Source organism: Vibrio hyugaensis, assembly GCF_002906655.1.
GTDB classification, from domain to species: Bacteria; Pseudomonadota; Gammaproteobacteria; order Enterobacterales; family Vibrionaceae; genus Vibrio; species Vibrio hyugaensis.
Window position 1 is genome coordinate 453,682 of sequence record NZ_CP025795.1, and the last position, 12,876, is coordinate 466,557.

Below are 12,876 nucleotides of genomic sequence, written 5' to 3' on the forward strand. Positions count from 1 at the left end.
TACTCGCATAAGTAGCGATTCATCAGGGTAGCTAATCAAGAAAGGTAGGTAAGGTATGGCGGTATTAGAACAAGGCGTTTGGTATCCAAACAAAGACGCAAGTGAGCTGACAGCAGAAGATCAATTCGCGTTACCAAGTCAGATTGAAGCGGGTCGCTATCACTTGTACATGTCGTTGGCTTGTCCATTTGCCCATCGCCCTTACCTAGTGATCAAGTACCTTGGTTTGGATGAGATCATTTCCATCTCTTCCGTTGCTGCAAAGCGTTACAGCAATGGTTGGGAGTTTGATAATGCACATCCTGATCCTCTATACAGCGCGGACAATCTAGCGGCGTTGTATGTGAAAGCGAAAAGCGATTACACCGGACGTGTGACAGTCTCTTTGCTATGGGATAAGCAAAACCATGCAATTGTGGGCAATGATTCAGCCGTAATGGCAATGGACCTCGCTACGCGTTGGCTACCTTTGGCAAAACATCCGGTGGAGTTGGTACCAGCAGCATTGCGTGAAGAGATCGAAAGCCTAAATCGATGGCTTCACAACAATGTGAATGGCAAGGTGTATCAAGTCGGCTTTGCAACCACGCAAGCGCAATATGACCAAGCGAGTGAAACCTTGTTTGATGCGCTAGAGCAATTGGATCAGCGTTTGGGGCAGTCGCGCTACTTGCATGGTGACGACGTTACCTTATCTGACTTGTTCTTACTGCCAACATTGGTACGTTTCGAGGCGGTGTACGAAGTGCACTTCAAAGCCAATAAAAAGCCTCTAAAGGCATACCAAAACGTGTATCGTTACATGCTGGATTTGGTCGCCGATGAGCGTATTCACAGCACCATCGATATTGATTATATGAAGCTACATTACTTCTTTTCGCACAAGCACATCAATCCAAATGGGATTGTGCCCGCAGGGCCTGAGATTGAGTGGCTTTGAACAAGATAAAAATGAAGCGTGGATCGAGAATAGGCTTGGTTCACCGACCGCTATTGATTAGTAACGAGCGCAATGTCATCAGAAACGTATCGAGATACGGCTGATGACATTTAAATTCAATCGTAATATTGAGCAGTTCACTCTACGCTCTCCGGGCTATTACTTGGGCTGTACGCTAGGATAAAAATCCAAACAACGCTCAGTAAGCCATTGCATGACAGGACCTGCTTCTTTTGCTTTGCTCGTCACACGGTCAATTTGTAAAAGCCAATCTTTCTCTTCCCCTTGTAGCTTAAGGGGACTGATATCTGGGTGCTTTTGAAACAGGTGGTCAGGTATCAAGCTCCAGTTATTATTCAGTTTAATCAACTCTATTAGGGTTTCTAAGTCATTCACTTTGGTCAGTGAATTAGATAAGTTTGCGTTGTAGTGAGCAGGGTAGTCTTTTAATACGATTTGTCGATACGCCTTAAGCGCTTCAAAAGAAACGGAGTCCTTAACCAATAGTGGGTGTGATTGATGCACCGCGATAGAAAACGGCACATAACCAATCGAACCTAAAAGCACGTTCTTAGGTTGTGTACTTCCCCATAACATAAAACCGATATCCACTTCATTACTCGCGACAGCATCAGCAATGTCATTGTTTTTCAATACATTGAGATTGAGCTCGGTGTGCGGAAATTGCTGATAAAACTCATCAATGACGCCAAAAAATTGCGGTGTTAATAAAAGCGCATTGATCCCTATCGAGATCCTATCTTCTACTCCCACATTGAACGTTTGCAGCATATTTTGGATGTGTTGCGCATGCTCTAATAAAGAGAGGGCTTGAGCATGCAGTCGCTCGCCTTGTGCTGTTAAAGTTGGCAATCGAGAAGTACGATCAAAGATGGTCAGCCCTGTGTCTATTTCCAAGTTTGAAATCGTAGTACTGACCGCAGACTGTGCTTTACCAAGCTTTCTTGCCGCCGCAGAAAACGAACCACACTCAACGCACATCACTAACGTTTCAAGTTGTTGAAGATTGAACATAACGATGTATCTAATTTTTAGATGGTAACTAACTATATCTTATTAAAACTTTAGATGACAATCGCTCCATTAATCGTTAAGTACAAGTAGAGAATAAGATGAGCAACAACCAATCTGCGGAATTATCGGATACACAAAAGGAACTTGAAGCATTGCGTGAACGCTTGCGTCAAAATACTCAAACCATGCAAAGTTCGGCTAAGAAATCAGACGCTGATGAAATGATGTCTGGCGTGATTAAGACCGTAGCGACGTTCGAAAAAGACTAATAAGCTCCTTGCTAGAAAGTAGAAAGGCACCAGTTAATGGTGCCTTTTGTTTTTATAGCTGCGCCGTAATTTCCTCTATCTCTTGCTGCCACTGTTTTTGCATCGCTGGTTTTTGATGTTTGGGTTTTCGCCCTAAATCGGCTTCCAGCAAGCTTTCCAGCTCCAACAGTCTTTCCAGCATTTGCTCTTCGGATTGCTCATCAGATGCGGTGTTTGTTTCCATCGACATTACTTCATTGCAATGATGCGATATGGCAGATTTGGGAGCAGTATCAGTCACGCGTTGATACACTTCCTCCGCGCTTAAATACTCCGTCAGTAAGCCATTTTCAATAAACCAGAATCGATTACAGCTTTGTTCTATCAGACTTCGGTCGTGACTCACCAATAAGGCGGCACCTTCGAAGTTTTGCAAAGTTTCAATCAACTCCTCTTTGCCTTCCATATCCAAATGGTTGGTCGGTTCATCTAAAAACAGCATGTGATAACGAGCGAGGGTTAAGCCCACAAACAGCAGTCTTGCTCGTTCTCCACCACTTAGACTGACGACTTTCTGCTCGTGTCTTGCGTACTCGAATCCTGCACCAATTAGCGAACGTTTTGCTTGTTCACTGCTGATGCTAGCAAACGACTGCAACGCATCTGTGATGGATTGATTATCGTCGAGTTGCTTTAGGGATTGATCGTAGTAACCCAAGCGACAGCGATCGTGGAAAGTCACACTCTCATGTTGGTTGCCTAGGTCGGTTTGGATGACTTCATACTGACGATAAAGCAGGTTTAATAAAGTCGATTTACCGCAACCATTACTGCCTAGAACGGCAATTCGGTCGCCACTTTTCACGCGCATTTCTGCCATATCAAACAAATGATAGTCACTGTTTGGTGGCGTTACCGAGAAAGGCAAAACCTCTAACAGTCGATTTGCTGGCAGTGATTCACCCTGAAGTTGTAGCGCCCACGGTGTGCCTTCTGTCAGTTCGGTTTGCTCTTCTTCTAAACGTTCTTTGCGCGCAAACATCGTCTTGGCTTTTCGAGCAAGATCTTCGTTGTCGTAGACTTTGCCCCAAGTGGCTAAACGTTTCGCGCTTTTCTCGATTCGGTCGATCTCTTTCTGCTCGCTGGCATGGCGAAGTTGATCGGTTTCATCTTTCTCTTTCAATGCTTGTCTTGCTTGAGAACAAGGCAAAGAGAAATGATGCAGAGATCGATCTCGCATGACCCAAGTGGTGTTGGTGACGCGATCGAGTAAGGTTTGATCGTGAGATACCAATACGAATGAGCCTTTCCAGTTTGATAGGAATTGCTCTAACCAAAGGAGCGATGGCAAGTCCAAGTGGTTGCTTGGTTCATCCAGAAGCAGTAAGTCAGGTTGATGGATAATCGCACGAGCAAGCAGGAGTCGCATTTGCTGACCACCACTGCAATTCTCAACCGGCATGTGTCGTTCTGTGGTCGAAAATCCTAGTTCATCCAATAAGAGTTCGGCGCGCCAAATCTCATCATCGGATAAAGAGTCCGCTAACGCATCTAAGACGGAATGTGTGCTTAAAGATTCAGGTAAATGCTGCTCAACATACCGCATCAGGCATGAACTGGCTTTGGCAACCGTGCCTTGGCTTGGTTCAAATTGACCGCTAAGCAGTTTGAGTAGGGAGCTTTTACCACAGCCGTTGTGACCGATAAGACCAATTTTGTCGCCGCGATGAATCGTAAACGTTAGATCTTTGAAGATTGGTGTTGCTGTGTGAGAAAGGGTTAATGATTGTGCAGTTAAAAAAGTACTCATAGTGTTCTCAAGAATTTTGGGCGTAAGACGCCGTTGTCATAGCTGACAATAATTCTTCGAGCTTAAGGGAAAGTACTCGGGTGACGTGTTTTCGTCGAAAGGTAATTATTCGCTCAAGTCGAGATTATCGCAGCGCGAAATCTGAAACTCTTGAGCGGTCCTTCATGCCATAAAAACGTGGGTTGATTGAACACCACAAAGACATAAATTCCTCCTTAATTTCGTTGTAAGTGTTGCCACTTTTGGTTGATAGATGCGCTAGATTCTAACCCTAAAAGTGGCAATGTACAGATAGCTTGATGAAAAAATGATGAGAGGATCACCAAGGTATCACGCGCTTTTACCGATACAAGCTGAACTTCTTTGTTAATCCTCGGAGTGTTTCAGTATTGCCGAACAAACAGATACCCAAATACTCTAATTCGGCTTCCGGTGTGTTTTTGGTGGTTTGTTGTTGTACTTCAGACCCGCCCTCTACCATGGTGTGAGTAAAATCAGAGAAGGGGATGCCTTTATCGAGCACTTCTTGGCGAAGCTTTCTGATTTTACTGGAATTATCCGCTCTCAATACGATAAACGGATAGTGGGAGATGTTTGGGTGAACATTGCCATCGAGATCTTGATAGTCGGTATAAACCGCGTCACCATCAGAAAGTTGATTCGCAAGGCTTACGCTCAAGTGTCCTAATACGTTAACGGCGCGCCCCACCTCGACTTTTTTACTGATTACGGCAACAAATCGCTTTTGGTTTTCGTCGGGAAGTTGATTCATGGAGGACCTCGTTTTTCTATTGATCTGACTATTGTTTAACTGTCTCCATTGTATTTCTTCGCACACGCAATTTTGTTTCTAACATTGCTGTCGAAAAGCCAAGTTTGCAATAAACGAATGATTTAATCGTTTTTCATGCAATAAGATTCCTCAGAGTTTGCAAATAGAAAAGGCACCAACGGACTGTCGGTGCCTTAGGTCGATGATGAACCAACTTCTATTGTTTGTTTAGCTCTGCCGCGGTGTCTACAAAGATGCCTTGGATGTCTTTCGCTTCACGCTCTGTTTGACCACCGTGTTTTAGGAACGCATCGATGATCGCTGCGGTTTTTTGCTCTTTTGCGCGCTCTAAGAAGTAACGCAACTCTAGCTCTGCACCTGCGTCTTCATCTTTAATAGAGGTTGCGATGATCTCTTTGTACATCACGATGTCACGCACTTCTAGTTGGCTAATCACGCCCAATGTTGCCGCCAAGAACCCATCCAGTTCTGCTTTAGGCACAAATTGAGTAATGATGTTTAACTGCTCTGCTTGTTGTGCCGTAAAGTCGTTACCAAGTAGCAGTGCTTGAAGCGCTTTGTTTTTGCCCATGCGACGAGCGAACTGTACCGCACCTTGACCACCCGTTGGGATATTGACGTGAATCTCTGGCTGAGCAAATGCTGCGTTTTCAGTGCCGTAAGCCAAGTCACACGCCATCACAAACTCATTACCGCCGCCACGAGCCACACCATCAACCACAGCAACCGATACTTGTTTCATCGCTTTGATGTTGGCAATCATGTGGTTGAATTCAATCGATGCTGCCTGACCACCTTGTGTGCCGTTGATAACGTTCAAATCTAAATGCGCCAAAAAGAAAGACTCATGAAGTGATTTGAATACCACCACTTTCGTATCGCGGTCATCTTTAAGTGATAGGACAAATTCGTTGATTTCATTAATTAAATCGATAGTCAGCACGTTCACTGGTGGGTTGTTGATTTCAACAGTAGCGATGCCATTTTGTTGTGTGATTGATAGAGTTTTCATAGCTGTTTCCTCAGCGTTAGTAAGATCAGCAGACCTCAGTAACACGAATTTATTGGTTTGGTATTGAGGAGGTTTGTCTCTCCCCCGTTGTGTGCAGCTACTATAGATTTGTTATAAGATGAGAAAAATAAGCTAAATGGCATATAATTGGTGCTAAAAAAGCAACAATGGTTTTGTAGGTAAGGCGTTATGGATTTCTCTAGTCGTTTATTGCTGTTACTTGAAGTGGTTGAACTTGGCTCGTTCACCAAGGTATCAGAACAGAAAAATGTGGATCGTTCGGTGATCTCAAAACAGATCAGCCGTTTGGAAGAGGAGTTGGGCGTTCGCTTGCTTAACCGAACCACGCGTTCCTTATCATTAACGGCTGCCGGGAATGAAATGGTCAACCAAGGCAAATCCCTTCGTACACTTCTCAGTGATACTCACCGTTTGGCGCAAAACTATCACGAAGAGCCTCGTGGGGTCTTGCGCATTACCAGCTCGACCATGTTTGGACGTCAATACGTTCAAGATGCGATTTCAGTGTTTCAAAAACAGTACCCAGATGTGGAGTTTGAGCTACGTTTAGAAGATCGCATGGTTGATATGGTGCAAGAAGGCTTTGATATTGGTTTTCGTATTGGACGTCCCAAAAACTCGAGTTTGATTACTCGCAAGATTGCGCGAAGTCGCCTGTTGATTGTCGCTGCCCCTGCGTTTTTAGAAAAACATGGTGAGGTGAACAGTCTAGAGAAATTGGAATCACTACCCGCCATCATCTATGCCGCACCAGGTCTGTTGTTCGATAAATTCGGCTATCAAGATGAGCAAGGCGAACAACAGCATTTCCAGCTTAACATCGCTTATAAAGTGAATGATGTAGAAATGTTGGCAAGAAGCGCTGCGGGAGGAAATACGCTTGCCGTAGTGACCGCACAAATGGTGCAAGATGAAATCAAACAAGGCAAGTTAGTACCTATCATGACGGACTTGAACATTGATGACTTCGGCACCTTCTATGCCGTGTATCCGCACCGAGATGCACCAATCAAAACGAAGCTATTCATCGACACACTCAAATCCATTGTTGGAGAAGAGACGCCTATTTGGGAGAAGAACATTCCAAACTTCGACCAGATGTATGGGCGAGGGAAGTAGTGGCTTGGTGCTCGAACGAGAAAAGCACCGACATTGCGGTGCTTTTGTTTGAGTGCAAATGGCACTCAGTATTTTGTTAGCAACTAGAACTTCGCCATAAATGACTTAGTCAGTGGTAGACGGAAATCTTTGCCCATCATTTCATAAACGTTGAATTTCACCGTGCTCCAGTTTTCTTCAAAGTTGTATTCGAACACACTGTCACCGGTATCCAAGCTTTGTGTCATGGTCCACTCTGTAGCGTAACCAGACATACCATTGCCGTTACCAAAGTTTTTGTAAGGTGCATCCGCAGGCACACGGTAAGGGACAGTCGACAACTTCATCATACCGTTAGTAATACTGGTTGGCTCCGTGAGCTTACTCATAAAGTAGCTGGCGTGAACAAAGCGGCTGTGTGAGTTGCCGTTACCAATTGAACCATAGTCGGTATCACGACTCGCGTTCTCCCACGTTGGCTGAACCTTCTTGCGCATTTCAATGTGCTCTCTCATCGAAGGGTCATTCGTCATCACCATCGCTTCTTCGCCGCGATAGGTGTTCAAGCCGTCTTTATCCATTTCGATGACAAGGCGATCGCCACTCTTATCTGTGACAGACCAGTGCAGGTTAATTTCTACTGGCATACCATCCATGTGAATCGATGCATATTCTAATGTTGGTAATGCTTTGACAACTTCATCAACCGTTGCGTAGTTGGCAAGCAGGTATTCAGCGATGGTAAATTGGGTCACCTCTGATCCGCTTTTCGCCTCTTTCATCGTCATATCAGGGTAGAACAAGGCGTTAACCTGCATGCCTTCGCTGTTTACGCCATCGGCAACCAATTCACCATAAGCCAGTACGGCGACCATGTCGTATTTCACTGTGTAGGTATTCCCGAGACCATTACCTTGGAGCGAACGAACGTCGCCTTTGTTAATTGTACCCAGCACAGGTGAGGTCGATTCCATCCAATCCATCGTTCTAGAAGTGAAAGTGCCTAAGTCGGTATTCCATGCGACTGAGGTACAAGCGTGTGCTACACCAGTAGTAAGAGTGCCAGCAAGAAGAGCTAAGGTGATTGCTTTCAATTTCATAGTAACTCCGATTCAAGTTTAGGAACGATTTGGAGTGTACGGTGGAAAACAAAAAAGCCTAAATCACGTTGTGAGCATTCAACCCTCACTTTGGGCTGTATGGGCGTGGCTGTGCTCTTTAAACAGTCGAATCATTTCTCGGGTGACGGGGCCAGCTAGTCGGTTGTGTTGCCAAAGGTTGATAGGAAACTGAAGCACGGCATGGAGTTCATCTACTTCAATGGTCTGTAACTGTTGGTTTGCCAAAAGATCCTCCACACAATGGGTTGGGACGATTGCCCAGCCATCGCCTGCGACTAACAGGTTTTTGAGCACATTCACACTTTCGATTTGTTGGGCGAGATTCGATATCGTCAGAGTTTGTGCAATGCCAGTATGGTGAAAATCCGCCATCAAAAGTTGCCTTGCTCGCTTAAGGGAAGTGAGGTCAACGATCTGATGTTGCTTGATAAATTCACTGGTGGCGCAAACAACAAAGGGGAGATTGAGTAGATAGGTGTAGCTGAACGCCGTCGTGGCATTGCCCGTTGGAACAAACATGACAGCAAGGTCGGCGGCGTCTTGTTCGAACAGATCTTTGGTTTCGTAATTGTTTTTGTGAAGCCAGTTCACTTTGACTAACGGGAATTTTTTGCGAATCCCAATCATCACATCTTGAATCAGTTTTCCTGGTACTAACTCGCTATGGCAGACCGTAATTTGGCTCTCGTTGCCTTGCTCTGTACTCTGGCAAAGACGTTCAAAAGACTTGGTGGTTTCAGTTAGGTTCTTTGCATGCTGATACAGTGCCAGGCCTTCTTCCGTCAATTGTGGATAGCGGGCCGAACGATCAAACAAGATCATGTTGATTTCAATTTCGAGGTTGGTGATCACCTGACCAAGTGTGGTGCGGTGTTTATTTAACCGTTTTGCTGCTGCGCTAAAAGAGCCACATTCGGCAACGGCGACAAAGGCGGTCACTTGCTCATAACTAATGTTCATGATGGTTTGGTTCTACAAAAATAATCTTCTTCAAACCTAATGTAAGCCTTTTGCTGAGTCCAGATAGAGAAGGGTAAGTTGTGATGAACTTACTTATCTCAATACTTGCTCAACTTGCTCAATAACATGCGCGTCTTCAAGCGCTTTACCCAACATCAACTGATGATTCAACAGCCCTAGCAATAGAGTATAAAGCGATTCTTTGTGTTGCGCTGAAACGTAGTTTTCCAGCATCGTCATGTACTTTTGACTCGCAAGTAACATGCATGGATCGGTGGCGACGTTTTCTTGTCCAATCACATCAATGTAATCAGAGACAAGCTTCATCTCTTGGAAGAAACGTGGAGCAATTTGCTGGAAGATCAACACGAAGTTTTCAACTTGTTGTTCTGTATTCGCTTCACTTGAGTTTGGTCTATCTGCTAGCACTTCTGCATCAAAGTTGACGATGGCTTCTGTCGCGGCTTTGAACAGCTCATCCTTACTTTTGTAATAGTGATAAACCGCACTTTTGCTCATGCCCAACTGTTCGCACAGCTGTCTCATACCAATGTTTTTGTAACCGAACTTAAGGAAAACTTCGGTTGCTTTTAAGGCAATTTCTCTACGTCTGCTTTCATGATCGACGACCTTCGGCATAGTTTTCTTCTCAGTTTTTATTACCGCAATGCCTTGCAGTATAACACAAGATCTTTTATTTAGACCGAGTGGACAAAAAAGATCTTTACCTAACTCTTAAAGCGTACTAATTTAAAAAGACCAAGTGGTCGAAATAAGGTTTTAGTATGAAAATTGATTGGAGTGTTCCTCAAACAAGAGCGGGTTTCTGGGGTGGGATTGATAAGCTGATTGGTCCGGGTGCAACAAGAGCAGAAAAGAACTTGCAGCTTTATATACCTTTCGCCGCTGGCTTTGTCATGATGGTTTATGCGTACTTTGCACAACTGGGTTGGACTGGTATTCAGTACTTAATTGCTGGGTTGCTCACGGTGGATATTATCGGCGGTATTATTACGAACGCGACCTCAACAGCCAAGCGTTGGTTCCATCGAGAAGGGCAAGGCTTTAAGCAGCACATGAGCTTTATTCTGACTCATTTTGTGCAACTCTCCCTCTACAGTTGGGCGTTCTTGAACTTCGATATTGTGTGGATTGTTGTGATTGGTGGTTACATGGTGCTGGCGTGTAGCGTAGTCATGAAAACGCCATTGTATCTGCAACGTCCTGTTGCGCTGACTTTGTATTCGCTAAGCCTGATTATTTCGATTTACTGGGCACAAGCACCACAGGGTTTGGAATGGTTTTTACCACTGTTCTACCTAAAGTTATTGGTGAGCCACGTATTGCGTGAAGAACCGTATCGTCCAGAACAAGAATAGGAAACCATGTTATGAAAACGCACCCTCGAATTTTAATTGCGGGCTCAACTGGGTACTTAGGTTCGAATACTGCTGAGCTACTGCTGTTTGAACACGTTGAGTTTAAAGCCATTGCGAGAAGCAAAGCTAAGTTGCTCGCAATGGGCGTAGAAGAATCACAGGTGATTGAGGCTCAAGTGACTCATCCCGATGAGCTTGAAGGTGTTTGCGAGGGTGTCGATGTTGTTATCTCATGCTTGGGCATTACTCGCCAGAAAGATGGGTTAGGCTATTTGGATGTCGACTACCAGGCGAACTTGAACTTACTCAAAGAAGCAGAACGAGCAGGTGTTGGTAAATTCATCTACATCTCTGCGTTTAATGCTCAGAAGTACCCTCAAGTTCGTTTGCTAGAGGCGAAAGAACGCTTTGCGAGTCGCTTCTGCAATCAACAAAATTAACCCCTTGTGTGATTCGCCCGAATGGTTTTTTCTCTGATATTACCGAGGTGTACAACATGGCGAAATCGGGTCGAGTGTTTACTTTTGGCGATGGTGAAAACTTGCTTAACCCCATTCACGGAAAAGACTTGGCGAGATTTTGTGTAGACGCGATTGATAAAAAAGAAACGGAATTGGATGTCGGTGGACCAGAAGTCTTGTCAGCCAATGAAATCGCTCGACTTGCGTTTTCTGCTCAAGCTAAGCCTGTTCGTAATACGCATTTACCAGATATGCTTCGGAAGGTTTCACTTTCCATTGCTTGTCACTTGCCAGAAAAGTGGGGCGGTCCTGCAGAGTTCTTTCTCACCATGTTAGGTGACGACAATATCGCTCCGACTTATGGCAACCACCATCTTAAGGACTATTTTGATGAGCTAGCTTTGGCTAACAATGGGTGATTTTATTGTTTTCAATGCATCAAAAAGCACACATTTCTGTGTGCTTTTTCGTTTGTTATTCAGCAAAATAACGCTACTTTGCTTGCAGCATCTCAACCAAACCGCCGGCGTTATGCAGGTTGGTAAAACCTTGTGATTGCAAGTATTGATACGCCTGACCTGAACGATTGCCGCTACGACAGTAAAGGACGATTTGCGCGTCTTTATCGACGTTAGCAAAGTGCTTATCTAGCTCAGAGAGCGGAAAGTTAACCGCATTGTCTAAGTGATCGTCAGCAAACTCTTGTGTTGTTCGCACATCAACAATCATTGCGCCTTGTTCAATCAGTTGCCAGCCTTGCTCCGCACGCTCAGAAGCGAGTACCGTTGGCGTTGCGAAACCTAAGCTCAAGCAAGTGAATAAAATCGGAAGTAGCTTTTTCATTGAATTTTCAATCCCTAGTGATTCTGATGCAGATTATACGCGCTATCTGCTAAGGGCGATGTGCTCTTTATCGAGTTGTTTTGATTAAATGGAACACAAGTATTGGTGATTATTTTCAGAATAGCTAAAGTAAGTTATTACGAGCTACAAAATGGAAATTTAGGGAATGAAAAATCTCAATATTGTTGAAATTAAATCTTTTGTTCCGGCGAAAGATTACGAGCTATCCAAGCGTTTCTATCAGGCGTTGGGCTTTGAAATGCCATCGGACGTGGGCGGCGTGGCGTACTTCTTCAAGGGCAGTTGTTCATTCTTGCTGCAAGACTTTTATGAGCCAAAACACTGCAATAATTTCATGATGCATTTGTTGGTGGAAGATGTCGCCAGTTGGCACGAACATATGTCGAAAGTGGACCTTAAATCGTTTGGAGCAAAGATAACGGAACTTATCGACCAGCCTTGGAAGATGCGAGAGTTCTGTTTGCACGACCCAAGCGGGGTGTTGTGGAGAATCAGTCAGAATATCGATTAAAAAAGCATAAAGGGAGCAGCTCGCTCTCTTCCTCGCCTTAAGTACTAGTGTAACAGTCCGTACATTGCGCCTCGGTTTATGGTCGGATTCTCGGTGTAAACCAAATTCAAAAATTCAGTCGCATTTCTGCCCAACTTAGGGCAATGAAACTCTTTGTTCGCCCCTTTTTGCATTAACCATTTGAAGGACTCAAAATCATCATGAATGATGGCGGAATGTAAAGGCGAAATCTTATCTTCGTTTATCCAATTGACGTCAAACCCATGTGTTACTAACGCATCAGCCATTCTAAAACGGCTGTGACTTCCTGCCCTCAGAATCGAAGCAATGCCGTATTGCTGCTCAACCAAAGCCATGAGTTCTTCCGATACGCCAAATATCTCAAAATAGGTAATGCAATCTTCACTATCAAATATTAGGATTTCATTACCAAGAGCACATAGCATCATGCGTTCTTCCGTTATTGAGTGCTTCAAAAACACTGCCAGGGCCGTTGTGATGAAAGAGAGGGTGAAAATCGTCGTCCTGACGCTTTGTTTGATGTCCATATCTACCTGTATTTAGTAATAGAACTCCACAAGCATACCCGACGTTTTTGGCTCTAGGTAAACTTGGTTTATTGA

Annotated in this window: 14 protein-coding genes and 1 pseudogene; 6 read left to right on the forward strand and 9 right to left on the reverse strand. The window is 44.4% G+C overall.

Annotated elements, in window-relative coordinates; all coding sequences use genetic code 11:
• The first annotated feature begins 55 nt into the window (after positions 1 to 55).
• Positions 56 to 940, forward strand: a complete 885-nt coding sequence (locus tag C1S74_RS19285) for a glutathione S-transferase C-terminal domain-containing protein (protein WP_045396968.1) — start codon at positions 56 to 58, stop codon at positions 938 to 940.
• Between the two features lie 159 nt (positions 941 to 1,099).
• On the opposite strand, the gene C1S74_RS19290 is transcribed toward C1S74_RS19285, so the two are convergent.
• Positions 1,100 to 1,975 carry a LysR family transcriptional regulator gene (locus tag C1S74_RS19290; RefSeq protein ID WP_045396971.1) on the reverse strand — a complete coding sequence of 292 codons (876 nt, stop codon included), beginning with the start codon at positions 1,973 to 1,975 and terminating at the stop codon, positions 1,100 to 1,102.
• Positions 1,976 to 2,073: 98 nt separating this feature from the next.
• Between C1S74_RS19290 and C1S74_RS26535 the strand changes: the two genes are divergently transcribed.
• Complete coding sequence (locus tag C1S74_RS26535; protein ID WP_167391151.1) at positions 2,074 to 2,244, forward strand: hypothetical protein; 171 nt, start codon at positions 2,074 to 2,076, stop codon at positions 2,242 to 2,244.
• Between the two features lie 52 nt (positions 2,245 to 2,296).
• Here C1S74_RS26535 and C1S74_RS19295 read toward each other — a convergent pair whose 3' ends face one another.
• The 3 genes from C1S74_RS19295 to C1S74_RS19305 all read right to left on the reverse strand — a co-directional run bounded on the left by C1S74_RS19295 (position 2,297) and on the right by C1S74_RS19305 (position 5,838).
• On the reverse strand, positions 2,297 to 4,033 hold the full coding sequence (locus tag C1S74_RS19295) for an ABC-F family ATP-binding cassette domain-containing protein (protein WP_045396973.1): 1,737 nt from the start codon (positions 4,031 to 4,033) through the stop codon (positions 2,297 to 2,299).
• Positions 4,034 to 4,373: 340 nt separating this feature from the next.
• The gene (locus C1S74_RS19300; protein ID WP_045396976.1) at positions 4,374 to 4,805 is read right to left on the reverse strand and encodes a DUF2000 domain-containing protein; all 432 of its coding nucleotides are present in this window, start codon (positions 4,803 to 4,805) and stop codon (positions 4,374 to 4,376) included.
• Positions 4,806 to 5,022: 217 nt separating this feature from the next.
• Positions 5,023 to 5,838 carry an enoyl-CoA hydratase/isomerase family protein gene (locus C1S74_RS19305; protein ID WP_009700909.1) on the reverse strand — a complete coding sequence of 272 codons (816 nt, stop codon included), beginning with the start codon at positions 5,836 to 5,838 and terminating at the stop codon, positions 5,023 to 5,025.
• A 189-nt stretch (positions 5,839 to 6,027) separates the two neighbouring features.
• Here C1S74_RS19305 and C1S74_RS19310 point away from each other — a divergent pair, with 189 nt between their 5' ends.
• Complete coding sequence (locus C1S74_RS19310; RefSeq protein WP_045396979.1) at positions 6,028 to 6,978, forward strand: LysR family transcriptional regulator; 951 nt, start codon at positions 6,028 to 6,030, stop codon at positions 6,976 to 6,978.
• A gap of 83 nt (positions 6,979 to 7,061) precedes the next feature.
• Here the strand turns inward: C1S74_RS19310 and C1S74_RS19315 are convergent, their stop codons facing one another.
• From C1S74_RS19315 to C1S74_RS19325, 3 genes are all read right to left on the reverse strand, one after another.
• Positions 7,062 to 8,057, reverse strand: a complete 996-nt coding sequence (locus C1S74_RS19315; RefSeq protein ID WP_045396981.1) for a linear amide C-N hydrolase — start codon at positions 8,055 to 8,057, stop codon at positions 7,062 to 7,064.
• 78 nt (positions 8,058 to 8,135) lie between these two features.
• Positions 8,136 to 9,038: a LysR family transcriptional regulator gene (locus tag C1S74_RS19320; RefSeq protein ID WP_045396983.1), complete on the reverse strand. Its 903-nt coding sequence runs from the start codon at positions 9,036 to 9,038 to the stop codon at positions 8,136 to 8,138.
• 93 nt (positions 9,039 to 9,131) lie between these two features.
• Complete coding sequence (locus tag C1S74_RS19325) at positions 9,132 to 9,677, reverse strand: TetR/AcrR family transcriptional regulator (RefSeq protein WP_045396985.1); 546 nt, start codon at positions 9,675 to 9,677, stop codon at positions 9,132 to 9,134.
• Positions 9,678 to 9,823: 146 nt separating this feature from the next.
• Here C1S74_RS19325 and C1S74_RS19330 point away from each other — a divergent pair, with 146 nt between their 5' ends.
• Together C1S74_RS19330 and C1S74_RS19335 are read left to right on the forward strand one after the other, a co-directional pair.
• Positions 9,824 to 10,417 carry a hypothetical protein gene (locus C1S74_RS19330; protein ID WP_045396987.1) on the forward strand — a complete coding sequence of 198 codons (594 nt, stop codon included), beginning with the start codon at positions 9,824 to 9,826 and terminating at the stop codon, positions 10,415 to 10,417.
• A gap of 11 nt (positions 10,418 to 10,428) precedes the next feature.
• A pseudogene (locus C1S74_RS19335) lies at positions 10,429 to 11,297 on the forward strand (SDR family oxidoreductase).
• Between the two features lie 73 nt (positions 11,298 to 11,370).
• Here the strand turns inward: C1S74_RS19335 and C1S74_RS19340 are convergent.
• Positions 11,371 to 11,721 carry a rhodanese-like domain-containing protein gene (locus C1S74_RS19340; RefSeq protein ID WP_045396989.1) on the reverse strand — a complete coding sequence of 117 codons (351 nt, stop codon included), beginning with the start codon at positions 11,719 to 11,721 and terminating at the stop codon, positions 11,371 to 11,373.
• A 166-nt stretch (positions 11,722 to 11,887) separates the two neighbouring features.
• Between C1S74_RS19340 and C1S74_RS19345 the strand changes: the two genes are divergently transcribed.
• Positions 11,888 to 12,253: a VOC family protein gene (locus C1S74_RS19345; protein ID WP_045396991.1), complete on the forward strand. Its 366-nt coding sequence runs from the start codon at positions 11,888 to 11,890 to the stop codon at positions 12,251 to 12,253.
• Between the two features lie 44 nt (positions 12,254 to 12,297).
• On the opposite strand, the gene C1S74_RS19350 is transcribed toward C1S74_RS19345, so the two are convergent.
• A complete protein-coding gene (locus C1S74_RS19350) occupies positions 12,298 to 12,801 on the reverse strand; it encodes an ankyrin repeat domain-containing protein (RefSeq protein ID WP_052437283.1) in 504 nt (167 codons plus the stop codon).
• Positions 12,802 to 12,876 lie beyond the last annotated feature (75 nt).

What these genes read in the sequence shown, in the direction of transcription:
- C1S74_RS19345 (WP_045396991.1), top strand. Translation starts at nt 11,888, where the DNA reads ATGAAAAATCTCAATATTGTTGAAATTAAATCTTTTGTTCCGGCGAAA.
- C1S74_RS19290 (WP_045396971.1), bottom strand. Translation starts at nt 1,975, where the DNA reads ATGTTCAATCTTCAACAACTTGAAACGTTAGTGATGTGCGTTGAGTGT.
- C1S74_RS26535 (WP_167391151.1), top strand. Translation starts at nt 2,074, where the DNA reads ATGAGCAACAACCAATCTGCGGAATTATCGGATACACAAAAGGAACTT.
- C1S74_RS19315 (WP_045396981.1), bottom strand. Translation starts at nt 8,057, where the DNA reads ATGAAATTGAAAGCAATCACCTTAGCTCTTCTTGCTGGCACTCTTACT.
- C1S74_RS19295 (WP_045396973.1), bottom strand. Translation starts at nt 4,033, where the DNA reads ATGAGTACTTTTTTAACTGCACAATCATTAACCCTTTCTCACACAGCA.
- C1S74_RS19350 (WP_052437283.1), bottom strand. Translation starts at nt 12,801, where the DNA reads ATGGACATCAAACAAAGCGTCAGGACGACGATTTTCACCCTCTCTTTC.
- C1S74_RS19330 (WP_045396987.1), top strand. Translation starts at nt 9,824, where the DNA reads ATGAAAATTGATTGGAGTGTTCCTCAAACAAGAGCGGGTTTCTGGGGT.
- C1S74_RS19340 (WP_045396989.1), bottom strand. Translation starts at nt 11,721, where the DNA reads ATGAAAAAGCTACTTCCGATTTTATTCACTTGCTTGAGCTTAGGTTTC.
- C1S74_RS19310 (WP_045396979.1), top strand. Translation starts at nt 6,028, where the DNA reads ATGGATTTCTCTAGTCGTTTATTGCTGTTACTTGAAGTGGTTGAACTT.
- C1S74_RS19285 (WP_045396968.1), top strand. Translation starts at nt 56, where the DNA reads ATGGCGGTATTAGAACAAGGCGTTTGGTATCCAAACAAAGACGCAAGT.
- C1S74_RS19320 (WP_045396983.1), bottom strand. Translation starts at nt 9,038, where the DNA reads ATGAACATTAGTTATGAGCAAGTGACCGCCTTTGTCGCCGTTGCCGAA.
- C1S74_RS19325 (WP_045396985.1), bottom strand. Translation starts at nt 9,677, where the DNA reads ATGCCGAAGGTCGTCGATCATGAAAGCAGACGTAGAGAAATTGCCTTA.
- C1S74_RS19300 (WP_045396976.1), bottom strand. Translation starts at nt 4,805, where the DNA reads ATGAATCAACTTCCCGACGAAAACCAAAAGCGATTTGTTGCCGTAATC.
- C1S74_RS19305 (WP_009700909.1), bottom strand. Translation starts at nt 5,838, where the DNA reads ATGAAAACTCTATCAATCACACAACAAAATGGCATCGCTACTGTTGAA.